The sequence below is a fragment of the Kocuria nitroreducens genome (assembly GCF_042879195.1).
Taxonomy (GTDB): domain Bacteria; phylum Actinomycetota; class Actinomycetes; order Actinomycetales; family Micrococcaceae; genus Kocuria; species Kocuria nitroreducens.
In genome coordinates this window covers 219289-241489 of sequence record NZ_JBHZTC010000002.1, presented here as the reverse complement: position 1 = coordinate 241489, position 22201 = coordinate 219289, and the positions used below count along the sequence as shown (strand labels likewise).

The window sequence follows — 22201 nt, the reverse complement described above, 5'->3', positions numbered from 1 at the left end:
ACACCGCCGGACCACACCACCAGGGTCGAGCCCCCGACACACCCGTGCCGGGGGCTCCCCACATTAACACCACCGCAGCAGCAGCACAGGCCCCCACCGGCATGGGTGGGGGCCTGTTCCCATGCCCGACCCGGAACCGCAGTCCACGCCCGCCAGCCTCTCGTAACAGAAGCACGGCTTCGGTCATCGGCGGAGAATGCTGGCATGAATGCGACGAACCGTGATCCCGGAACCCCGACAGTGACCGAGCAGGACGAGCAGGCGACGGCGGTGGTGACGGGAACAGTGGCCATGAGTGGGCTGCGGGAGTTCTTCGACCGTGCCTTCGCCGATCTGGGACAGGCGATCGCCGATGGGGCCTTCGAGCCGTCCGGACCGGCACTGGCCGTGTACCACGGAGTGCCGGCAGAGACGGTGCACCTGGAGGTGGGATTCCCGGTGCAAGGACAGGTCACGCCCAGGGGCCCCGTACAGGCCGGCCGACTGCCTGCTTCCCGTGTGGCGACGTCCGTGCACCGTGGCGACTACGACGACCTGGGGAGCTCTTGGCAGCAGCTTGCGGAGTGGGCGGGGCGTGAGGGGCTCTCTCTCGGTGACCGCATGTGGGAGGTGTACGTGACGGAGCCCCGGCCGGGGGACGATCCCGCCGACATGGTCACCGAGCTCCACTGGACGCTCCGTCCCTGATGTCCCACGGGTCGCTCTGCCCACGCCGAGAAAGGCCCCGACCGCATGGTCGGGGCCTTTCGTCGTGGAGCGGATCTGTTGTCCGGGGGTCTGCCGAGCAGGTGGGGCCTCCGAGAGCGCCAGCTCTTCGGGGATTCCCCGGACGGTCCCGGTCTCGGGGCGCCGGCCGTTGCACTTGATCGTGACCTGGGCGATGACACCGTCCCCGGTCACGTTCGTCGCGGTGCCGACGAAGCCGATGGCGATGTACGTGGCGATCATGAGGGCCACCGCGGTCTGGTTTTGGCCGAGCATGCCCTGGAGCAGGCCGACTGCGGCCATGATCGCATCGCCAGGGACACCGGGGACGGCGACCATCGTGATGCCCCGCATGAGGACGAAGCCCACGTAGGCCAGGTCATGGACCCGTCATCCGCCGAGGGCGCGGCCGGGGACGGATCGGGACAAAGTGTCGTCGGACCTGCTTATACAATGGCAATGATCAACATGGCGGACCGTTCTCCGGCCACCGCCGACATCCACGAGAGCCGACCGGCACCACGTCGGCACAGAGGAGCGGTACGTGTCCGAGTCTTTCCAGCACGGGTCCCGGGACGATCGCCGGAACGGGAGTTCCGGCGATCGCCGGTCCGGCGGAGGAGCCGGGCGCGAGGGCGACCGGTCCGGTTCGCCGTCCCGGCGCCGGATCGACGACGGTCGGCGCAGCCCAGCCCGTGACGGCGAGGCGCGCGGTCGTGGCTCGGAGGGTCGAGGCGCAACCGGCAGGCCCGGCAGCGACCGTCAGGACGACCGCCGTGGTGGGTATGCCCCGCGGGGCGACCGTCGTGACGACCGGCAAGGTGATCGCCGCGGGGGCTACGGAGACGACCGCCGTCGTGACGACCGTCAGGACGACCGCCGTGGTGGGTACGCCCCGCGGGGCGACCGTCGCGGTGGATTCCCGGACCGGAACGAGGGCTACCGAGGTCGGCGTGACGACCGGGACGACGTCTCGACCCATCGTCATCGGGCGCCCGAGGTCGACGAGGACATCACGGGTCGCGAGCTCGACAAACCGACCCGTGCCCAGCTGGGGGCGCTCGAACCGCGCAACGCCGAGGCCGTCGCCAAGCACTTGGTCATGGCCGGACGCTACCTGCTGGACGTCCCCGAGCTCGCGCTCGAGCACGCGCAGGCGGCCGGACGGCGCGGTGGTCGCATCGCGGCGGTGCGGGAGGCGACCGGGATCGCCGCGTACGAGGCGGGTGACTTCGCGCTGGCGCTCAAGGAGCTGCGCACGTTCCGCCGGATGACCGGAGCTGAGCTCCACCTTCCCCTGATGGTCGACTGCGAACGGGCCCTCGGGCGCCTGGACAAGGCTGTGGAGCTCGCGACGTCGGAGGCCGTGCAGTCGCTCGAGCCCAGCGAGAAGGTGGAACTGGCCATCGTCCTGGCCGGCATGCGACGGGACCAGGGGGACCCCCAGGGGGCGGTGGATGCGCTGACCATTCCACAGCTCGACAAGAACCGGGGGTTCCCCTACAGCCCCCGGCTGTTCCGCGCCTACGCCGAGGCGCTGCGGGGCGTCGGGAAGGACCGCGAGGCCCTGACGTGGGACCGGCAGGCCGTGGTGGCCGAGGCCGCCCTCGGGACGGGGCAGTTCTCCGAGCCGGAGATCGTGGACTTCGACGACGAGGAGGAGACCGAGCAGGTCCCGGCGCACGGCGTCGTCCTGGCCGACGCCGACGAGCCGACCCAGGACCAGACGGACGCACGGGGCCAGAGCCCGGTCGGGCCGACCGCCGGGACGGACCCGGCGGGGAACGCACCCGCTGCGGCCGGAGGCGACCTGGGCAACGACCCCGACGGCGGCGTGGACGACGAGGCCGGGGACGTGCTCGACGAGGGCGCAGACGAGGAGCACGACGTGGACGACGAGGCGCAGGACCGGGAGCACGACCTCGACCCCGACGACGACTTCGAGGGCGGCTCCGAGGCCGATCTCGACCCGGACGACGACGCGGAGCTCGTGGAGCTCGACGGCGAGGACCCGGGCGACGTCGAGGACGGCGGCCCGCAGCGTGGCTGAGCGGCTGCTCGACCGCTTCGACGCTGTCCTGAGCGACCTGGACGGCGTCGTCTACGCCGGCCCGCACGCCATCCCCGGGGCTCCGGAGATCCTCCGCCGGATCTCCGCGGACGGCGTGCCCGTGGTGTTCGTGACGAACAACGCCTCGCGCTCCGTCGCGACGGTCGCCGAGCACCTGACGGAGCTGGGCGTGCCCACGGACCCCCACGGCGTCGTGAGCGCCGCGCAGGCGGGAGCCGAGCTCCTGGCGCAACGGGTTCCGGCCGGCACCGCGGTGCTCGTCACCGGCTCCCAGGCCCTGGCCGACGTCGTCGCGGACGCCGGACTGGTCCCGGTCCGGGATCAGGCCGCCGCGCCCCGCGCCGTGATCCAAGGCTTCGACCCCGGTCTGGGCTGGGCCGAGCTGGCCGAGGCCGCGTACACGCTGGCCGACCCGGACGTGCTGTGGGTCGCGACCAACACCGACCGCACCATTCCGCAGGCCCGCGGTCTGGCACCCGGCAACGGCACCCTGGTGGCCGCCGTGGCGGCGACGACGGCGCGGCCGCCGGTCGTCGCTGGCAAGCCGGAGGCCCCCATCTTCCGCACCGCTGCCGAGCGGGCGGGCAGCACCCGTCCCGTGGTGCTGGGGGACCGGCTGGACACGGACATCCGGGGCGGCAACGCCGCCGGCTTCGCCACGATCGCGGTGCTCACCGGGGTGGACACCGTGCACACGATCCTGGCCGCGTGCACCGCGGAGCGCCCGGACCACGTCGTCGGCACCCTGCACGCGCTCTTCGAGCCCTACCCCGACGTCGAGGTCTCGTCCTCGGCAGGGAAGCACACCGCGACCTGCGGGGCGGCGGACGCCGAGAGCGACGGCACGCGGCTGCGGATCCGGGGCTCCCAGGACGACCTCGACGCCTGGCGGGCCGCGTGCGCGGCCTGGTGGGCGGCGCACCCCGACACCGACGTCCCTGTGGTCCCCGACCTCGAGTGGGAGGCGGACCCGTGACCGGGCACGCCGAGCCGTCGCACGCGGCCGGGGACGACGGCGCAGCCCTGCGCCCGACCGGTCATGCCGGGGTGGACGCCGTGCTGGATCGTGCCGGCGAGCTGGAGCGGCTGCCCGTCACGGAGCACCCAGGCTGCTACGAGGAGCTGCACGCGGCCCTCGTCGCCGAGCTCGACGCCGAGCCCGGCACCGTCCCCGCCGGTCTCGTGCCGCACCGCCGGACCGGACAGGAGGAGGCGGGGCCGCGGTGAGCTCCCGACTCGACCAGGAGCTCACCGTGCGGGCGCTGGCCCGCTCCCGCACGGTCGCCGCCCGGTGGATCGGCGAGGGACGGGTGCTCGTGAACGGCCGGCCCGCGACCAAGCCCTCCGTCCGCGTCGGCCCCGACGACCTGCTGGAGGTCCGGCCCGCGGACGCCCCGGACTACGTCAGCCGGGCCGGGCACAAGCTCGCCGGGGCGCTCGCCGCCTTCCCGGCCATCGACGTGGCGGGCAAGCGGTGCCTCGACGCCGGCGCCTCGACGGGCGGGTTCACCGACGTGCTGCTGCGTCAGGGCGCCCGGGAGGTGGTCGCCGTGGACGTGGGCCACGACCAGCTCGATCCCTCGCTCCGGGCAGACTCCCGGGTCCGGGTGCTCGAGGGGACGAACGTGCGCTGGATGCGCCCCGAGGACATCGGCGGCCCGGCGGAGCTCACGGTCTGCGACCTGTCCTTCATCTCGCTGACCCTGGTCCTGGAACCGCTGGCGGCGTCCACGGTGCCCGGCGGAGAGCTCGTGCTCATGGTCAAGCCGCAGTTCGAGGTCGGCGCCGACCGCCTCGCGCGCACGGGGGTGGTCACGAGCGAGCACGAGCGTGCCCGTGCCGTGGAGGCGGTGGCCGCAGCGGCCCGGACCCACGGCCTTTCGGTCCGGGGCCGGCAGCGCAGCCCGCTGCCGGGGCAGGACGGCAACCACGAGTTCTTCCTGTGGTGCCGCCGGGATCCACCGTCCTGAGTGTCCTCGCCCTCGCGTAGGGTGGTGAGCGGTGCCCGGTCCGCGGGCACGGCGTGCGCCACGGGCCGGTCCCGGTCCTGACGACGCCCGCGTGCAGCGAGCAGTCGAGAACGGGAGGACCCGGTGAGCAGAAAGATCCTGGTCATGGCCCACATGGGCCGGCAAGAGGCCAAGGATGCCGCCCGCGACTCCTGTCTCCAGCTCCACGAGGCCGGCCTGGTGCCGGTGATCTCGCGGGACGACCTCGAGGCGCTCCTGGAGGACGCGGTGCCCCTCGCGCCCGTGGAGGTCATCGAGGAGGACGTCTCCCTGCGCGAGATCGAGCTCGTCATGGTGCTCGGCGGGGACGGGTCCATCCTGCGCGCCGCCGAACTGGTGCGCAGCGTGGACACTCCGCTGCTGGGCGTGAACCTGGGCCACGTGGGCTTCCTCGCCGAGAGCGAGCGCTCCGACCTGCACGAGTCCGTGGAGGCCGTCGTGGACGGGCGCTACACGGTGGAGCAGCGCATGACGATCGACGTCACCGTGTGGCAGGACGAGAAGAAGGTCCTGCACACCTGGGCGCTGAACGAGGCCTCGGTGGAGAAGGGCGACCGCGAGAAGATGGTCGAGGTGGTCATCGAGGTGGACCGCCGGCCGCTGAGCACCTTCGGGTGCGACGGCGTGGTCCTCGCCACCCCGACCGGCTCCACCGCCTACGCGTTCTCCGCGGGCGGGCCCGTGGTGTGGCCCGAGGTCGAGGCGCTGCTCATGGTGCCGCTCAGCGCCCACGCCCTGTTCTCCCGGCCCCTGGTCATCTCCCCGAACTCCATGATGGCCGTCGAGGTCCTCACCCGCACCGACGCCCGCGGCGTGCTGTGGTGCGACGGGCGCCGGACCACGGGACTGCCGCCGGGCTCCCGGATCGAGGTGGTGCGCTCGCCGAAGGCGGTCAACCTGGCGCGGATGCACCACACCCCCTTCTCGGAGCGCCTCGTGCGGAAGTTCGAGCTGCCCACGAGCGGCTGGCGCGGGCCCGTCCCCCCGCACGAGGCGGCCGCGGCGCGGACCACGGCCCTGACCACCGTCCGCGCCGACCGGTCCACCGGCGGGTGGGCGCAGGAGCCGCAGAAGTCCACGGTGGGGCACGAGATGCCGCACGATTCGGACACCTCGTCCCACCGCGCTCAGGACGTGACCGGGGAGGCCGACTGAATGATCGAGGAGATCCACATCCACGACCTCGGCGTCATCACCGACGCCGTGCTGCCCCTCGGGCCGGGGCTGAGCATCCTCTCCGGTGAGACCGGCGCGGGCAAGACCATGGTGGTCACCGCCCTCGGGATGCTGCTGGGCAACCGGTCCGACGCCGGCGCCGTGCGCTCCGGCGCACCCAGGGCCGTCGCCGAGGCGGTGGTGCGCGTCCCGGCCGGGCACCCGGCCGCGGTGCTCGTCGAGGACGCCGGCGGGGCGGTCGACGTCGAGGCCGTCGGGGACGCCGAGGAGGCCCTCGTCACCGTTGCACGGACCGTCACCGCGGAGGGGCGCAGCCGCGCCCATGTCGGTGGCCGCTCGGCTCCTGTGGGCACCCTCTCCGCGGTGGGCCAGACCCTGGTGGCGGTGCACGGCCAGTCCGACCAGCTGCGGCTGAAGTCACCGGCCGCCCAGCGCCACGCCCTGGACCAGTGCGCGGGGGAGCAGCTGGCCGCGGAGCTGCGCCGGTACCGGGAGCGGCTCGCAGAGTACCGCTCCGTGCAGCAGACCCTGCGCGAGGTCACCGAGCACGGCCGTGAACGGGCGCTGGAGGCGCAGAGCCTGCAGGGCGCCCTCGAGGAGATCGATGCCGTGGACCCCCAGCCCGGGGAGGACGAGCGCCTCGACCAGGAGAGCCAGAAGCTGACCAACCTCGAACAGCTGCGCGCCGCCGCCCTCACTGCCCACGCCGCTCTCAGCGGCGGGGAGTTCGCCGACGCCGACACCCCGGACGCGACTGCCCTCGTGGCGGCGGCGCAGCGGGCCCTGGCGCAGGAGGCCGGGTCCGACCGCGATCTCGAGGAACTGTCCGGACGGGTCGCCGAGCTGGCCGTGCTCGTCAACGACATCGCCGCGGACCTCTCCGGATACGCGTCGGGGCTCGACGACGAGGGCCCCGCCCGCCTGGCCGAGGTCGAGACCCGGCGGGCCAAGCTCAAGGCACTGACCCGCAAGTACGGCGCCACCGTGGACGAGGTCCTCGGCTGGGCCGAGCGCTCGCGGGCGCGCCTCGACGAGCTCACCGACGATCCCGCGCGGGAGCAGGAGCTCCGGGCGCGCCTCGAGCAGCTGCACACCGAGCTGGCCGAGCTGGCCGCGCGGATGACCGAACGGCGCCGGGACGCGGCGCACCGGCTCTCCGAGGCAGTCAGCTCCGAGCTCACAGCGCTGGCCATGCCCAACGCCTCCCTCGTCATCGACGTCGAGCCCACGGAGGAGTTCTCCGGCCACGGGCGGGACGAGATCTCGTTCCTCCTCAAGCCGCACGCCTCCGCCGCGCCGCGGCCCCTCGGCAAGGGCGCGTCCGGCGGTGAGCTGTCCCGTCTCATGCTCGCCATCGAGGTGGTCCTCGCCGCCGTGGACCCGGTGCCCACCTTCGTCTTCGACGAGGTGGACTCCGGGGTAGGCGGCAAGGCGGCCGTGGAGATCGGCCGCCGGCTGAAGATGCTGGCCCAGCACGTCCAGGTCCTCGTGGTGACGCACCTGCCGCAGGTCGCGGCCTTCGCCGACCAGCACATCCTCGTCACCAAGAGCACGGACGCCACGGTCAGCGACGTGCGCGTGCTCGACGAGGAGGAGCGCGTGGTGGAGCTCGCCCGCATGCTCGCGGGCCACGAGGACTCCGCGGCGGCGCGCGAGCACGCCCGGGAACTGGTCCGCGGCGCGGTGCTCTGAGGTGCTCGCGCACGGTGGTCCCCAGCACGCAACCGACGTCCCGAACGGACAAGAATGATAGGGTCGAATTCCGTGGTGAATGCAAACGAAGCCGCCCACGAGGCCGGCGCACAGCAGACCGATGACCAGCGACCGGGCAAGGTGACCCGCCAGATCTTCGTGACGGGCGGCGTGGCCTCCTCCCTCGGCAAGGGCCTGACCGCCTCCTCCCTCGGGATGCTGCTGCGGGCACGCGGGCTCTCCGTGACGATGCAGAAGCTGGATCCGTACCTCAACGTCGATCCGGGCACCATGAACCCCTTCCAGCACGGCGAGGTCTTCGTGACCGACGACGGGGCGGAGACCGACCTCGACATCGGCCACTACGAGCGGTTCCTCGACGAGAACCTCGACGCCTCGGCGAACGTGACCACCGGCCAGGTGTACTCCACGGTCATCGCCAAGGAGCGCCGGGGCGAGTACCTCGGGGACACCGTCCAGGTCATTCCCCACATCACCGACGAGCTGAAGAACCGCATGCGCCGCCGCGCGCAGGGCGACGACCAGCCGGACATCATCATCACCGAGATCGGCGGCACGGTCGGCGACATCGAGTCCCAGCCGTTCCTCGAGGCCGCACGGCAGGTCCGCCAGGACGTCGGCCGCCGCAACGTGTTCTACCTGCACGTCTCGCTCATCCCGTACATCGGCCCCTCGGGCGAGCTGAAGACCAAGCCGACCCAGCACTCCGTGGCCGCGCTGCGGGGGCTCGGTATCCAGCCGGACGCGCTGGTGCTGCGCTCCGACCGGCAGGTCCCGGACACGATGCTGCGCAAGATCGGCAACGCCTGCGACGTCGACCACGACGCCGTGATCTCCTGCCCGGACGCCCCGAGCATCTACGACATCCCCAGGACCCTGCACTCCCAGGGCCTCGACACCTACATCCTCGACTACCTGGGGCTGGACTACCGCGACGCCGACCTGGCGCAGTGGGAGCGTCTGCTCCAGGCCGTGCACGAGCCCGCCCACTTCGTCACGGTGGCCATGGTCGGCAAGTACATCGACCTGCCGGACGCCTACCTCTCGGTCTCCGAGGCCCTGCGCGCCGGTGGGTTCGCCAACGACGCCCGCGTGAAGATCAAGTGGGTGGCCTCCGACCTGTGCGAGACACCTGAGGGCGCCCAGCGCGAGCTCGGCGATGTCGACGCGATCTGCGTCCCCGGGGGCTTCGGCATCCGCGGCATCGAGGGCAAGCTCGGCACCCTGCACTTCGCCCGGGAGCACCGCATCCCGACCCTCGGCCTGTGCCTGGGCCTGCAGTGCATGGTCATCGAGTTCGCCCGCGCGGAGCTCGGGCTGGCCGGGGCCTCCTCGACCGAGTTCGAGCCGGAGACCGGGCACCCGGTCGTGGCGACCATGGACGAGCAGAAGCAGTTCGTCGAGGGCGCCGGTGACCTCGGCGGCACCATGCGGCTCGGCCTCTACGACGCGCAGCTGCGGCCCGGGTCCGTGGTGGCCGGCGCCTACGGCTCCACCGAGGTCAAGGAGCGCCACCGCCACCGCTACGAGGTCAACAACGAGTACCGTGAGCGCCTCGAGGAGGCGGGACTCGTGATCTCCGGGACCTCCCCGGGCGGCACCCTCGTGGAGTTCGTGGAGCTGCCCGCCGCCGTGCACCCGTACTACGTGGGCACCCAGGCGCACCCCGAGCTCATGTCCCGCCCGACCCGCCCGCACCCGCTGTTCGACGGGCTCGTGAAGGCGGCCCTCGAGCGCCGTGAGGCCGAGGGCCGCTGATTTCCCGCCCGTCGCCGCACGGGCGTCCCGGTGCAGGCGCCGGTCCTCGCGAGGACCGGCGCCTGCACCGTCTCCCCACCGCTCCGGCTCGCCCGTCGCCGCCGCACTCCGCACCTCGCCCGTCGCCGCCTCCGCCGCCCCGCGACGGGCGGCCGATCCGAAAGGGACCCCCATGGACATCCGCCACCTCGCACCCGAGGAGCTCGCCGACGAGCTCAGCGATCGCCGCACCGTCACCTCCGAGACGGTCTACGAGGGCTTCATCTGGAACGTCCGGCGCGACGAGTTCGAGCTCGCCCGGGGCGAGGAGCCCCTCCGGCGCGACTACATCACCCACCCCGGCGCCGTGTCCGTGCTCGCGCTCAACGACCACGACGAGGTGCTCCTCATCAACCAGTACCGCCGGCCGGTCGGGATGACCATGTGGGAGATCCCCGCCGGCCTGCTGGACGTCGAGGGCGAGGACCCCGCCGCGGCGGCACGGCGAGAGCTGGCGGAGGAGGCCGACCTGCGCGCCGAGCGCTGGGACGTCCTCGTGGACTTCCACAACAGCCCCGGTTCCTCCTCGGAGGCGAACCGGATCTTCCTGGCCCGGGATCTCAGCGACGTCCCTGACGACGAGCTCCACGAGCGCGACGGGGAGGAGGCGGAGATCCACGGGGCGTGGGTCCCGCTCGACGGCGCGGTGCGGGCAGTACTGGAGGGCCGCCTGAACTCGCCCGCCGTGGTGATCGGGGTGCTCGCCGCCCATGCCGCCCGGTGGGAGGGCTACCGGTCCCTGCGCCCGTCCGACGCCCCGTGGCCCGGCCACCCCGACCTCCGGTGACCGGCGTCCCGGCCGCCGGGACTTCCGGGACGCCGTCCGGCGCCCGGCCCGGGGACGTCCCCGGTGACGCGCTCGAGCGGGCCCTGGAGCGCTATCTGCAGCACCTGGCCGTCGAGCGGGGCCTGGCCGCCAACACGCTGGCCGCGTACCGGCGGGACCTGCGCCGCTACGCCGAGCATCTCCGGGCGCGCACGGACCCGCCCGTGACCACCCTGCAGGGCATCACCACGGGACACGTGCGGGACTTCCTCCGGGACCTGTCCGCAGGGTCGGAGGACAGCGCGCCCCTGAGCACCCGCAGCGCCGCGCGCTGCCTCGTCGCGGTCCGCGGAGCTCACCGGTTCTGGGCCCTCGAGGGCCTCACGCGCACGGACCCCGCGGCTCCCGTCCAGCCGCCCGCGCCCGGGATGCGACTGCCCAAGGCCGTCCCGGTCGAGCAGGTCACCGCGCTCCTCGAGTCGACCGGCACCGAGACCCCCCAGCAGCTGCGCGACCGGGCGCTGCTCGAGCTGCTCTACTCGACCGGCGCCCGCATCTCGGAGGCGACCGGCCTCGACGTCGACGACCTGTCCCGGGCCGTGCGCCGGAGCGGGGAACCGGAGGAGACCGGGGCCGGGATGCCCTTCGTGCGGTTGTTCGGCAAGGGCGGCAAGGAACGGATGGTCCCGCTCGGCTCCTGGGCCGTGCGCGCCGTGGACGACTGGCTCGTGCGGGGCCGGCCCGCGCTCGCCGCCGAGGGGCGGGGCACCCCCGCGCTGTTCCTGAACGCCCGGGGCGGGCGGATCAGCCGTCAGACGGCGTGGACCACGGTGAAGAGCGCGGCGGAGCGGGTGGGTCTGGGGGACCGGATCACCCCGCACACGCTGCGCCACTCCTTCGCGACCCACCTCCTGGAGGGCGGCGCCGACCTGCGCGTCGTCCAGGAGCTGCTCGGCCACGCGTCGGTCAGCACCACCCAGGTGTACACCCTGGTGACCGTCGAATCCCTGCGCGAGGTCTACGCCGCGGCCCATCCCCGCGCCCGGTAGCCCGGGCCCGCTCCCGGTCGGCGCGTCCTGAACGGGTCACACACCGGCCGGTGCTGTTGCAAAGACCTGCCAGGGGCCTAGCCTGGACCCACGCCCGAGCGCTCCGCTCGGAGGACGGACGGGGACGTCATGCGGAAGAGCACACAGGGAAGTACACGCGGAGACACGCCGAGGACCGGGCGGGCCGGCCGGATGCTGCTCGTCCTGCTCTTCGCCCTCGGGCTGGTGCTCCCCGGCCTCGGCACCCCGGCGTTCGGGGCCACGGCGATCCAGGCCGAGCACCAGCGGCTCGGAGGAGCGGACGGCCGGCTCGGCAGAGCTCTGGGGCCTGAGCGGTGCGGGCTCGTCCGGGACGGCTGCTACCAGAAGTTCGAGCGCGGGAGCATCCACTGGTCCCCGCGGACCGGGGCGCGTCCCACGTGGGGCGCGATCCGTGCGGCGTGGGCCGCGCAGGGTCACGAGCGGGGGCTGCTGGGCTACCCCGTGGGCCGTGAGGTCTGCGGACTGCGCGACGCCGGCTGCTACCAGGCCTTCGAGGGCGGGGTCGTGCTGTGGTCGCGGCCGAGCGGAGCCCATCCCACCGCCGGCGGCATCCGGGCGGCCTGGTTGCGCCACGGCGCGGAGCACGGCGCCCTGGGCTATCCCGTCTCGGCGGAGTCCTGCGCTGGCGGCAGCTGCCGGCAGACGTTCCAGCGCGGGTCCATCACCTGGGCGCGCGGCGCCGGGACCCGGGTGGCCCGGGAGATCGACCGCGCCGCGTCCGTGTACGTCGTCGTCAACAAGCGCCGCCCCCTCGACCCCGCCGACCACGTGCCGCGCCCCCTCGAGTCCGTGGGCGGGCAGCTCCTGCGGGCGGACGCCGCCGCGGCGTTCCGGCGGATGCAGCGGGCCGCCGCGGCGGACGGGGCGCCCCTGACGGCGGTCAGCGGCTACCGCTCCTACGCCACGCAGTCCGGCCTCTACCGCCACTACGTGGCGCTCTACGGGCAGGCGCAGGCGGACCTGATCTCGGCCAGGCCCGGCCACAGCGAGCACCAGACCGGGCTGGTCATGGACATCGGCGACCCGAGCGGGGAGTGCGGTCTGCAGAGCTGCTTCGAGGGGACGCCGGCCGGGGCGTGGGCGCGCGAGCACGCCCACGAGCACGGCTTCATCGTGCGGTATCCCCGCGGACGGACGGCGACCACCGGCTACGCCTACGAGCCGTGGCACCTGCGCTACGTCGGCGTGCACGTGGCCACCGGCATGGTCGACCAGGACATCCCCACGCTCGAGCACTACATGGGGCTGCCCGCGGCGCCGACCTACTGAGCGTCCCGCTTCCTGTCCGGGACCGTCGCGGGCCGCGGCGGGGCGGGAGCGGGCAGGGGAGGGAACGGGACGGACCGGGGGCGAGTCGGTGGACCCGCCCCCGGCACCGCGCTACAGGTGCCGTTCGTCCGGGCCGTTGTACTCGGACAGCGGGCGGATCAGGGAGTTGGAGGCCACCTGCTCCATGACGTGGGCGGTCCAGCCCGTGATCCGGGCGGCCACGAACAGCGGGGTGAACGTGGGGATGTCGAAGCCCATGAGCCAGTAGGTCGGCCCGGCCGGGTAGTCGAGGTTCGGCTTGATGCCCTTCGCCTCGTCCATGGACTTCTCGAGCCCGTTGTACAGGCCCAGCATCTCGCCCCGGCCGTAGTGGTCGACCATCGTGTCCAGGGCCGCCTTCATGGTGGGCACCCGCGAGTCCCCGTGCTTGTACACGCGGTGGCCGAAGCCCATGACCTTCCTCTTGGCCGCCAGGGCCTCGTCCATCCAGGCCCTGGCGCGGGCCTCGGCGTCCTGGGCGGACTCCTCCTTGCGGATGCCCAGCTCCACGAACGTCTCCATGACGGCCTCGTTGGCCCCGCCGTGCAACGGTCCCTTGAGCGCGCCGATGGCGGCCGTCACCGCCGAGTGCAGGTCCGACAGGGTCGAGGTCACCACCCGGGCCGTGAACGTCGAGGCGTTGAAGGAGTGCTCGGCGTAGAGGATCATCGACACGTTGAACGCCTCGACGACCTTGGGGTCGGCCTCCTCGCCGAAGGCCATCCACAGGAAGTTCGCGGCGTAGTCGAGGTCCTCGCGCGGAGGCACCACGTCCTGGCCGCGGCGGCGGCGCTGGTCGTAGCAGACGACGGCCGGCATGGCCGCGAACAGCTTCTGCGCCTTGGTCAGGTTCGCCGCAGGGGTGGAGTCCTCGGCCTGCGGGTCCTGCGCGCCCAGGACGGACGCCGCAGTGCGGCACACGTCCATGGGGTGGCAGGTGGCCGGCAGGGCGTCGATGATCGCCTTCAGCTCCGGTGTCAGGGCCCGGTGCTCCCGCTCCCGGGCCCGGAACTCGGCCAGCTCCTCCTCCGTGGGCAGCTCACCGTTCCACAGCAGCAGAGCGACCTGCTCGAAGGAGCAGGACGCGGCCAGTTCCTGCACGGGGTAGCCGCGGTAGAGCAGCGAGTTGGTGTCCGGATTGACCTTGGAGATGGCCGTGTAGTCGGCGACGACGCCGGCCAGCCCCTTGTGGACCTCGCCCTGGGTCTCGGTCATGGTGGTCTCCTTCACGTGGTCGGTGCAGTCAGTGGTGCAGTCCGGGGACCTCGAAGTCGAACACCCCGGAGTCGAACTGGTTGTACCCGTTGTAGTCCACCAGTTCGTAGAGCCGGGCGCGAGTGAGCATGTCCGGCACGGCCGCCTCCTGGGTGCCGTCGGCCCGGATGGTGTCCAGGACGCGCTCCATGGCGCCCAGGGCGGCGCGCATCAGGGTCACCGGGTAGATGATCATGTTCACCCCGGCCTCCTGGAGCTGGTCGGCGGTGAACAGGCGCGACTTCCCGAACTCGGTCATGTTCGCCAGGATCGGCACGTCCACGGCCGCCCGCATCGCCTCGAACTCCGAGAGATCGGCCATCGCCTCGGGGAAGATCGCGTCGGCCCCGGCGTCCACCAGGGCTCTGGCCCGGTCGGTGGCCGCGGCCAAACCCTCGACGCCGCGGACGTCGGTGCGCGCCATGATCAGGAAGCTCGGGTCCCGGCGGGCCTCGGCGGCGGCACGGACCCGCTTCACGGCCGTGTCCAGGTCCACGACGTTCTTGCCGTCCAGATGACCGCAGCGCTTGGGGTTGAACTGGTCCTCGATGTGGCACCCGGCCAGGCCCGCGTTCTCGAGCTCCTGGACGGTGCGGGCCACGTTCATGGGCTCCCCGAAGCCGGTGTCGGCGTCGACCAGGCACGGCAGGTCCGTCATCCGGGCGATCTGTCCGGCCCGGGCGGCCACCTCGGGCAGGGTGGAAAGGCCGATGTCGGGGAAGCCGAGCTCGTTGGCGAGCACGGCCCCGGAGATGTAGACGCCGTCGAAGCCCTGCTCCTGGATCAGCTTCGTGGACAGCGGGGTGTAGGCGCCGGGGAAGCGGACGGTCCGGGGACCGGCCAGCATCTCGCGCAGGGCGATCCGCTTGGCCTCGGGGGTGGTGGTGGAGAACAGCATGCTCAGAAGATTCCCTTCGTGCCGGTGCGCAGGTCCGCGGCGGCGGTGACGTTGAGGGCGTCCAGCTCGCCGGCGCCCAGGTCCGCGAGGTTCTCGGCGGCGGCGATGAAGCGCTCCAGCTCGTCGTCGGCGACGACGCCGGCGGCGAGGGTGCGCAACTTGGTGACGTACTGGTCGCGGGCGAACGGGCGGGCACCGAGCGGGTGCGCGTCGGCCACGGCGATCTCCTCGACCACGGTGGAGCCGTCGGTCAAGGTGATCTCTGCCCGTCCCCCGAAGGCCTTCTCGGCCGGGTCCAGGGAGTGGTAGCGGCGGGTCCACTCCGCGTCCTCGGCCGTGCTGACCTTGTTCCACAGGGCGACCGTGTCGGGCCGGCCGGCGCGCTCGGGGGCGTAGGAGCCCACGTGGTCCCAGTGTCCGTCCTGCAGGGCCACGGTGAAGATGTAGGGGATCGAGTGGTCGAGGGTCTCCCGGGTGGCGGCCGGGTCGTACTTCTGCGGGTCGTTCGCCCCGGAGCCGATCACGTGGTGGGTGTGGTGGGAGGTGTGCAGCACGACCGACGAGATCCGCGCCGGGTCGGCGAGCTCGGGCCGCTCGCGGTGCAGCTTGCGGGCCAGGTCGATCCAGGCCTGCGCCTGGTACTCGGCCGAGTGCTCCTTGGTGTAGGTGTCCAGGATCGCGGCCTTGGCCTCGCCCGGGGCGGGCAGCGGCACCTCGTAGACGGCGCCGGGGCCGTCCAGCAGCCAGGCGATGACCCCGTCCTCGCCCTCGTAGATGGGGGTGGGGGAGGTCTGACCGCGCATCGCGCGGTCCACGGCCTCCACGGCCATCTTCCCGGCGAAGGCGGGGGCGTGGGCCTTCCAGGTGGAGATCTCGCCCTTGCGGGACTGGCGGGTCGCGGTGGTGGTGTGCAGACCCTGGCCGATCGCGTGGAAGATCGTCTCCACGTCCAGGCCCAGCAGGGTCCCGATCCCGGCGGCCGCTGACGGGCCGAGGTGGGCGACGTGGTCGATCTTGTGGGCGTGCAGGCAGATGGCCTTCACGAGGTCCACCTGCAGCTCGTAGCCGGTGGCGATGCCGCGCACCAGGTCGTGGCCGGACGAGCCCACGTGCTGGGCCACGGCCAGGATCGGCGGGATGTTGTCGCCGGGGTGGGAGTACTCGGCGGCCAGGAACGTGTCGTGGTAGTCGAGCTCGCGCACGGCCACGCCGTTGGCCCAGGCAGCCCACTCCGGCGAGACCTTGTGCCGGTCCGCGGGCACGCCGTAGAGAGCGGACCCGGTTCCGTGCGGTCCCGGCGCGTGGGACAGCGCCTGGTCCCGGGCCGAGACGATCGGGTCCCGGTCGAGCGAGGCGATCGCCACCGAGGCGTTGTCCAGGACCCGGTTGATCACCATCTCGGTCACCTCCGGGGTGACCTCGACGGGGTCCGCGGCGACCTCGGCCATCCTCCAGGCCAGCTGCTCCTCGCGGGGCAGGTTGTCCTGGGACGGGTGGACGCGCACGGAGTGGAGAACGGTCATGGAATTTCCTCTCGTGGGGACGGGCGACCGCCGGCGGCGGTCGAAGGGGATGTCCTCGCTCAGCCGGCGGCCTCGAGCGGGGGAGCGGGGCTGACCCACTCGCGGACGGGGGTGGTCAGGACGGCCTGCAGGGAATTGGCGAGGTGCACGCGCGTCGCGGCCTCGGCGACCTCCTCGGATCCGTCGGCGATGGCCCGGGCGATCTGGGCGTGCTCGGCGGCGGCGCGCGCGAGGCGGTCGGGGTTGGTGCGGGAGAGCTTGCGCACCCGGGCCAGGTGCAGGCGCAGTGAGCGCTGGGCCGCGGTGAGGTAGGGACTGTTCGTGGCCTCGTCGATGGCCTGGTCCATGCGCTCCACGAGGTCGTAGTACCCGGTCCGGTCCGTGCCCGGCCCGTCCAGCTGGGCCACGACCGTGTCGAGCTCGGCGGCCAGTCCCTCGAACACCGTGGGGTCGCGGCGCCGGGCGGCGAGCCGGGCCGCTCGGCAGTCGAGGGCCTCCCGCAGCTCGAACAGGGCGCGGACGTCGTCGAGGGAGATCTGGGACACCACGACGCCGCGGCCCCGGTGCGCCTCCGCGAGACCGTCCGCGGTGAGCCGGCTGAGGGCCTCGCGGATCGGCGTGCGGGAGATGCCGAAGCGCTCCGACTGCTCGACCTCGCCGAGCACCTGGCCCGGGAGCAGCCGCCACTCGACGATGTCCTCCCGCAGGGCCTCGTAGGCGCGGTCGCTGGCTCGCACGGCTCCCTCCTCGCTCTGGCCGGCCGCGCCGGGGAGTGCGACGCGGACCCTGGGTGACAGGCATCACAATGCAGGACCATTGTATACACAGTTCCCGAGAGATGACGAGGGATCGGATCGGTTCCCACTTGGTTGTGCACCAGTGTATACAGAGCTCTTGTCCTGTGTGATCTGCACCACTAAGGTGTCCGGCAGGACCGCAACCCCCGGGAAGGATCCATGAGCACCGACCGCCGAACGCCGCCGCAGACCGAGGGCTACGCGGAGGTCTACGGCCGCAGCGTACGGGACCCGGAGGGCTTCTGGCTCGACGCCGCCCGTGCGGTGGACTGGGTGCGCGAGCCCACCACCGCCCTGGACGACGCCGTCGCCCCGCTCTACCGCTGGTTCCCGGACGGCGAGCTCAACACCTCCTACAACGCCCTCGACCGGCACGTGGAGGCCGGCCACGGCGAGCGCACCGCGCTGGTCTACGACTCCGCGGTGCTGGGGGTCCAGGAGCGCTTCAGCTACGCGCGCCTGCGGGACGACGTCGCCCTGTTCGCCGGGGCGCTCGCGGCCCGTGGGGTGGGCAAGGGGGACCGGGTGCTCGTCTACCTGCCGATGATCCCGCAGGCCGTCGTGGCGATGCTCGCCTGCGCCCGGCTGGGCGCCGTGCACTCGGTGGTCTTCGGCGGGTTCGCCCCGAAGGAGCTCGCCTCGCGCATCGACGACTCCCGGCCGGTCGTGGTGGTGACCACGACCGGCGGGGTGGAGCCGAAGCGGCGGATCGAGTACATCCCGGCGATCGAGGAGGCCCTGCGGATGGCCGAGCACGCCCCCGGGACGGTGCTCGTGCACGAGCGACCGGGCTTCGAGACGACGGTCGGGGACGCCCGGGGCCGGGCCGGTGCCGACGGGCGGCCCGCGGTCGAGTGGCTCGACTGGGCGGCCGCAGTGGAGGGCGCCGAGCCCGCGGCGCCCGTTCCGGTCGCGGCCACCGACCCGCTCTACGTCCTGTACACGTCCGGGACCACGGGGACCCCCAAGGGCGTGGTCCGCGACAACGGCGGGCACGCCGTGGCCCTGACGTGGTCCATGCGCCACATCTACGACGTCGGCCCCGGCGAGGTGATGTGGACCGCGTCCGACGTCGGGTGGGTCGTGGGCCACTCCTACATCGTCTACGGCCCGCTGCTGGCCGGCGCCACGACCGTGCTCTACGAGGGCAAGCCCGTGGGCACCCCGGACGCCGGGGCGTTCTGGCAGCGCGTCGAGGACCATGGCGTCAAGGTGCTGTTCACCGCGCCCACGGCCCTCCGGGCCATCCGCCGGGCGGATCCTGAGGGCGAGCTGGTGCGCCGGCACGACATCGGCTCCCTGCAGACCCTCTTCGTGGCGGGGGAGCGGCTCGACCCCGAGACGTACCACTGGGCCTCCCGGGTGCTGGGCGTCCCGGTCGTCGACCACTGGTGGCAGACGGAGACGGGGTGGGCCATCTGCGCGAATCCCTTCGGGATCGAGCGGCTGCCCCTCAAGGCCGGCTCGCCGTCCGTGCCGGTGCCGGGCTACCGGGTGGAGATCCTGGACCCGCTGGGCCGGCCGGTCGGGACCGGCGAGGAGGGCAACATCGCCCTGCGCCTCCCGCTGCCGCCGGGCACGCTGGCCACGCTGTGGGGCGACGACCAGCGGTTCGTGGACTCCTACCTCAGCGCGTTCCCCGGCTACTACGCCACGGGCGACTCCGGCCACGTGGACGAGGACGGCTACGTCTACGTCATGGGGCGCACCGACGACGTCATCAACGTCTCCGGGCACCGCCTGTCCACCGGGGCGATGGAGCAGGTCCTGGCCTCCCACCCGGCGGTGGCCGAGTGCGCCGTGATCGGGGTGGGGGATCCGCTGAAGGGCCAGCGGCCGTCCGGGTACGTGGTGCTCAAGACCGGGGCGGACGTGCAGCCGGAGCGGCTGCGGGAGGAGCTCGTGGCGCTGGTGCGCCGCCAGATCGGAGCGGTGGCGGACTTCAAGGACGTGGCCGTGGTGGAGGGGCTCCCGAAGACCCGCTCCGGGAAGATCCTGCGCAAGACCATGCGGCAGATGGCCGACGGCGAGGACTACGCGGTCCCCTCGACGATCGAGGACGTCTCCGTGCTGGAGGCCCTCGAAGAGGTGCTGCGCCCGCCGAGCGGGCGGTAGCGCGTCGACGCCCGGCGAGGGACCCGTGACGTTCGCCCGGGGTGGCGGTCCTCGCCCTGCGCCCCCTCCCGACCGGGAGAAGCGTGGATCGGCCCGGGCCCGGTCGTGCCGGCGCGGGCCGTGCCCACGGGAGAGGGGCAGAGACGGGGGCCGACCAGGACCACGAGCCGCCGGGCGGGCTGTCGGAGGCCACCCGCACGTCCGCCCCGGCGAGGTGCTGAACATCCAGGGCATGGAGCACGAGATCACGGACGCGGGCCACGGTGACGGCGAGGGAGGGCCCATCGGCTTCCTGCTGGCATCGTCCCCACGTCGCTGATGCCCTCCCCGGCCGAGGGGAACATCCTGCAGAGCCCGTTCGCGGCGCTCGTTCCGGGCTTCGCCCTGCGGCAGACGGGCACGGGCCGTTGCCGTCCTCCGGCTCCACCGCTCCCGGGAATTCGGGGCGGCACGGCGGCGGCGGTACCCTGGTAGCTGATCGAGTCCAGGAAAACCCCAGGTCGGCCCGTCCGGCCCGGGCCGCCCCGTGCCCGGGGCCGGTCCGCCCGAGAGCGACCCCGAACGAAAGAGCGGTGCCACGAGTGAGCCAGCAGAGCGACGAGAGGAACCCCGGCACGGGCGAGGCCGGGACGGGAACCGTCGGCCTGACCGGCCGTCCCGTCCGTGACTTCCCCGAGCCGCCCGAGCTCCCCACCCACGGGCCCGCCCGGATCATCGCGATGGTCAACCAGAAGGGCGGGGTCGGCAAGACCACCTCGACCATCAATCTGGGGGCGGCGCTCGCCGAGCTGGGCCGCAAGGTCCTGCTCGTCGACTTCGACCCGCAGGGAGCCCTCTCCGCCGGTCTCGGCGCCAACCCGCACGAGCTGGAGCTGACGGTCTACAACGTCATGATGGACCGCTCCGTGGACGTCTGGGACGTGGTCCAGGAGACGGACGTCGAGGGCGTCGACCTGCTCCCCGCCAACATCGACCTCTCCGCGGCCGAGGTGCAGCTGGTCACCGAGGTGGCTCGCGAGCAGGTGCTGGCCAGCGCGCTGCGCAAGCTCGAGGAGCACTACGACGTCATCATCATCGACTGCCAGCCCTCGCTGGGATTGCTGACGGTCAACGCGCTGACCGCCGCGCACGGGGTGGTCATCCCGCTCATCGCGGAGTTCTTCGCCCTGCGCGCCGTGGCGCTGCTCGTGGACTCCATCGAGAAGGTCCAGGACCGGCTCAACCCCCGTCTGCAGATCGACGGCGTGCTCGCCACGATGTTCGACTCCCGGACCCTGCACTCCCGTGAGGTCATGGCCCGGATCGTCGACGCCTTCGGCGACAAGGTCTTCGACACCGTCATCAAGCGCACCGTGAAGTTCCCGGACGCCACGGTGGCCGCCGAACCCATCCTCTCCTTCGCCACGGCCCATCAGGGCGCCGAGTCCTACCGCCAGCTGGCGCGGGAGCTCATCTCGCGCGGCGGCGCGCCCTGATGGATCCCGAGGAGCCGCCGGTCCCCGCAGGGTCCGGCGGCTTCGCGGTGCAGCTGGAGGACTTCGCGGGACCTTTCGAGGTCCTGCTCTCCCTCATCGCCAAGCACGAGCTGGACATCACCAGGATCGCGCTGGCCACCGTCACGGACGAGTTCCTCCAGTACGTGCGCGCCCTGCACGAGATCGGCTCGGCCCGTGCGCTCGACGAGGCGAGCGAGTTCCTCGTGGTCGCCGCGACCCTCCTGGACCTCAAGGCCGCCCGGCTGCTGCCGCGCGGGGAGGTCGAGGACGAGGAGGACGTGGCCCTGCTCGAGGCGCGGGACCTGCTCTTCGCGCGCCTGCTGCAGTACAAGGCGTTCAAGGAGGTGGCCGTCCTGCTCGACGAGCGGATGCGGACCGAGTCCACCCGGCTGCCCCGATCGGTGCCGCTGGACCCGGAGGTGGCGGCCGTGCTGCCCGAGCTCGACTGGCGGACCACCCCCGAGCAGTTCGCCGAGATCGCCCGCTCCGTCTTCGTGCCCCGGCCCGGGGCACCCGCGGAGGTCGGGGTCGACCACCTGCACGGGGCGGCCGTGTCGGTCCGGGACGAGGCCGAGATCCTCGCCGCGATGCTGGAGGACGGCGACCCGCGCTCCTTCCGGGTGCTCGTCGCGGACGCCGGGTCCGCCCTCGCCGTGGTCGTGCGGTTCCTGGCGCTGCTCGAGATGTACCGGGACGCGGTGCTCGAGCTCGCTCAGGAGCAGCCGCTGGGGGAGCTGACGGTCCGCTGGACGGGGGCGGGCACGGGGTGGACCGCCGACCGGCTGTCCGAGGACGCCGCCGGCCCCGAGGACGGGAGCCGGGCTCCGGACCAGGCCCCGGCCGCCTCGGGAGCGCCCGCGTGAGTCCCGCGGCCGAGGACGGACCGGATCTCGGGGCGCTGCCCGGCGGCGTGCGGGCCGCCGTCGAGGCGATCCTGATGGTCGCCGACGAGCCCGTCAGCGAGTACGAGATCGCCGCCGCCCTGGTCGTCCCGGTGGCCTCCGTGCAGCGGGTCCTCGACCGGCTCCGCGCGGAGTACGACGGCGTCGCCACGGATCCGGGGTATGATGGGACGCTGGCGCCCCGCGGGTTCGAGCTGCGCAGCACCGGCGCCGGCTGGCGGATCCACTCGCGCAGCGAGTTCGCCCCCGTGGTCTCCGCGTTCGTCGCGGAGGGACAGACCGCCCGGTTGTCGCAGGCGGCCCTGGAGACCCTGGCCGTCGTGGCCTATCGCCAGCCCGTGAGCCGGGGACGCATCTCCGCGATCCGCGGGGTCAACGTCGACGGCGTCGTGCGCACGCTCGTGCAACGAGGCCTGATCCGCGAGCTGGAGCGGGACGGCGAGTCCGGCGCCGTGCTCTACGGCACCACCACGTTCTTCCTGGAGAAGATGGGCATCGGCTCGCTCGACGAGCTCCCCGACATCGCCCCTCATCTGCCGGGCATCGACCAGATCGACCACTACGAGGACTGAGACACCAC

The 22201-nt window shown here is 72.9% G+C and carries 19 protein-coding genes and 1 pseudogene; 15 read left to right on the top strand and 5 right to left on the bottom strand.

The window, feature by feature from the left end; all coding sequences use genetic code 11:
* Positions 1–204: 204 nt before the first annotated feature.
* The gene (locus tag ACFYE1_RS02220; RefSeq protein WP_387739472.1) at positions 205–687 is read left to right on the top strand and encodes a GyrI-like domain-containing protein; all 483 of its coding nucleotides are present in this window, start codon (positions 205–207) and stop codon (positions 685–687) included.
* 159 nt (positions 688–846) lie between these two features.
* On the opposite strand, the pseudogene ACFYE1_RS02215 reads toward ACFYE1_RS02220, so the two are convergent.
* Positions 847–1077 (bottom strand): annotated as a pseudogene (locus tag ACFYE1_RS02215) (cation:dicarboxylate symporter family transporter); the annotation flags it as partial.
* Positions 1078–1807: 730 nt separating this feature from the next.
* Here ACFYE1_RS02215 and ACFYE1_RS02210 point away from each other — a divergent pair.
* The 10 genes from ACFYE1_RS02210 (at position 1808) to ACFYE1_RS02165 (ending at position 12597) form a co-directional block, all read left to right on the top strand.
* On the top strand, positions 1808–2755 hold the full coding sequence (locus tag ACFYE1_RS02210; protein ID WP_387739470.1) for a hypothetical protein: 948 nt from the start codon (positions 1808–1810) through the stop codon (positions 2753–2755).
* A complete protein-coding gene (locus ACFYE1_RS02205) occupies positions 2748–3752 on the top strand; it encodes an HAD-IIA family hydrolase (RefSeq protein ID WP_387739467.1) in 1005 nt (334 codons plus the stop codon). The genes ACFYE1_RS02210 and ACFYE1_RS02205 overlap by 8 nt, the downstream gene beginning before the upstream one ends.
* Complete coding sequence (locus ACFYE1_RS02200; RefSeq protein WP_387739465.1) at positions 3749–4003, top strand: hypothetical protein; 255 nt, start codon at positions 3749–3751, stop codon at positions 4001–4003. The genes ACFYE1_RS02205 and ACFYE1_RS02200 overlap by 4 nt, the downstream gene beginning before the upstream one ends.
* Positions 4000–4746 (top strand): TlyA family RNA methyltransferase, encoded by a 747-nt coding sequence (locus tag ACFYE1_RS02195; RefSeq protein ID WP_387739462.1) that lies wholly within the window; start codon positions 4000–4002, stop codon positions 4744–4746. The genes ACFYE1_RS02200 and ACFYE1_RS02195 overlap by 4 nt, the downstream gene beginning before the upstream one ends.
* A gap of 123 nt (positions 4747–4869) precedes the next feature.
* On the top strand, positions 4870–5940 hold the full coding sequence (locus tag ACFYE1_RS02190; protein ID WP_387739460.1) for an NAD kinase: 1071 nt from the start codon (positions 4870–4872) through the stop codon (positions 5938–5940).
* Positions 5941–7653: a DNA repair protein RecN gene (gene recN / locus ACFYE1_RS02185; RefSeq protein WP_387739459.1), complete on the top strand. Its 1713-nt coding sequence runs from the start codon at positions 5941–5943 to the stop codon at positions 7651–7653. It abuts the gene before it with no gap.
* Between the two features lie 54 nt (positions 7654–7707).
* Positions 7708–9432 (top strand): CTP synthase, encoded by a 1725-nt coding sequence (locus tag ACFYE1_RS02180; protein WP_387739457.1) that lies wholly within the window; start codon positions 7708–7710, stop codon positions 9430–9432.
* 172 nt (positions 9433–9604) lie between these two features.
* The gene (locus ACFYE1_RS02175; RefSeq protein ID WP_387739455.1) at positions 9605–10258 is read left to right on the top strand and encodes an NUDIX domain-containing protein; all 654 of its coding nucleotides are present in this window, start codon (positions 9605–9607) and stop codon (positions 10256–10258) included.
* Positions 10255–11286, top strand: coding sequence for a site-specific tyrosine recombinase XerD (locus tag ACFYE1_RS02170; RefSeq protein WP_387739453.1), 1032 nt, complete (start codon positions 10255–10257; stop codon positions 11284–11286). Before ACFYE1_RS02175 ends, ACFYE1_RS02170 begins: the two co-directional genes overlap by 4 nt.
* 129 nt (positions 11287–11415) lie before the next feature.
* Entirely contained in the window at positions 11416–12597 is a 1182-nt protein-coding gene (locus ACFYE1_RS02165; RefSeq protein ID WP_387739450.1) for a D-alanyl-D-alanine carboxypeptidase family protein, read from the top strand.
* 111 nt (positions 12598–12708) lie between these two features.
* Here ACFYE1_RS02165 and ACFYE1_RS02160 read toward each other — a convergent pair whose 3' ends face one another.
* Genes ACFYE1_RS02160 through ACFYE1_RS02145 form a run of 4 tightly spaced genes read right to left on the bottom strand, consistent with a single transcriptional unit; the run spans position 12709 to position 17048 of the window.
* The gene (locus tag ACFYE1_RS02160; protein ID WP_387739448.1) at positions 12709–13851 is read right to left on the bottom strand and encodes a bifunctional 2-methylcitrate synthase/citrate synthase; all 1143 of its coding nucleotides are present in this window, start codon (positions 13849–13851) and stop codon (positions 12709–12711) included.
* Between the two features lie 28 nt (positions 13852–13879).
* Entirely contained in the window at positions 13880–14788 is a 909-nt protein-coding gene (gene prpB, locus ACFYE1_RS02155) for a methylisocitrate lyase (RefSeq protein WP_387739447.1), read from the bottom strand.
* Between the two features lie 2 nt (positions 14789–14790).
* Entirely contained in the window at positions 14791–16311 is a 1521-nt protein-coding gene (locus ACFYE1_RS02150; protein ID WP_387739444.1) for an MmgE/PrpD family protein, read from the bottom strand.
* Positions 16312–16370: 59 nt separating this feature from the next.
* Positions 16371–17048, bottom strand: coding sequence for a GntR family transcriptional regulator (locus ACFYE1_RS02145; protein WP_387739442.1), 678 nt, complete (start codon positions 17046–17048; stop codon positions 16371–16373).
* A gap of 219 nt (positions 17049–17267) precedes the next feature.
* Between ACFYE1_RS02145 and ACFYE1_RS02140 the strand changes: the two genes are divergently transcribed.
* From ACFYE1_RS02140 to scpB, 4 genes are all read left to right on the top strand, one after another.
* A complete protein-coding gene (locus tag ACFYE1_RS02140; protein ID WP_387739440.1) occupies positions 17268–19223 on the top strand; it encodes an AMP-binding protein in 1956 nt (651 codons plus the stop codon).
* Between the two features lie 581 nt (positions 19224–19804).
* Positions 19805–20698, top strand: a complete 894-nt coding sequence (locus tag ACFYE1_RS02135) for a ParA family protein (protein WP_387739438.1) — start codon at positions 19805–19807, stop codon at positions 20696–20698.
* Positions 20698–21582 (top strand): segregation and condensation protein A, encoded by an 885-nt coding sequence (locus ACFYE1_RS02130; RefSeq protein WP_387739436.1) that lies wholly within the window; start codon positions 20698–20700, stop codon positions 21580–21582. Before ACFYE1_RS02135 ends, ACFYE1_RS02130 begins: the two co-directional genes overlap by 1 nt.
* On the top strand, positions 21579–22193 hold the full coding sequence (gene scpB / locus ACFYE1_RS02125; protein ID WP_387739434.1) for an SMC-Scp complex subunit ScpB: 615 nt from the start codon (positions 21579–21581) through the stop codon (positions 22191–22193). Before ACFYE1_RS02130 ends, scpB begins: the two co-directional genes overlap by 4 nt.
* The last annotated feature ends 8 nt before the right edge of the window (positions 22194–22201 follow it).

Excerpts from the sequence above, each read along its gene's own strand:
- ACFYE1_RS02150 (WP_387739444.1), bottom strand. The coding sequence starts at position 16,311 with ATGACCGTTCTCCACTCCGTGCGCGTCCACCCGTCCCAGGACAACCTG.
- ACFYE1_RS02175 (WP_387739455.1), top strand. The coding sequence starts at position 9,605 with ATGGACATCCGCCACCTCGCACCCGAGGAGCTCGCCGACGAGCTCAGC.
- ACFYE1_RS02130 (WP_387739436.1), top strand. The coding sequence starts at position 20,698 with ATGGATCCCGAGGAGCCGCCGGTCCCCGCAGGGTCCGGCGGCTTCGCG.
- prpB (WP_387739447.1), bottom strand. The coding sequence starts at position 14,788 with ATGCTGTTCTCCACCACCACCCCCGAGGCCAAGCGGATCGCCCTGCGC.
- recN (WP_387739459.1), top strand. The coding sequence starts at position 5,941 with ATGATCGAGGAGATCCACATCCACGACCTCGGCGTCATCACCGACGCC.
- ACFYE1_RS02210 (WP_387739470.1), top strand. The coding sequence starts at position 1,808 with ATGGCCGGACGCTACCTGCTGGACGTCCCCGAGCTCGCGCTCGAGCAC.
- ACFYE1_RS02220 (WP_387739472.1), top strand. The coding sequence starts at position 205 with ATGAATGCGACGAACCGTGATCCCGGAACCCCGACAGTGACCGAGCAG.
- ACFYE1_RS02165 (WP_387739450.1), top strand. The coding sequence starts at position 11,416 with ATGCGGAAGAGCACACAGGGAAGTACACGCGGAGACACGCCGAGGACC.
- ACFYE1_RS02160 (WP_387739448.1), bottom strand. The coding sequence starts at position 13,851 with ATGACCGAGACCCAGGGCGAGGTCCACAAGGGGCTGGCCGGCGTCGTC.
- ACFYE1_RS02180 (WP_387739457.1), top strand. The coding sequence starts at position 7,708 with ATGATAGGGTCGAATTCCGTGGTGAATGCAAACGAAGCCGCCCACGAG.
- ACFYE1_RS02140 (WP_387739440.1), top strand. The coding sequence starts at position 17,268 with ATGAGCACCGACCGCCGAACGCCGCCGCAGACCGAGGGCTACGCGGAG.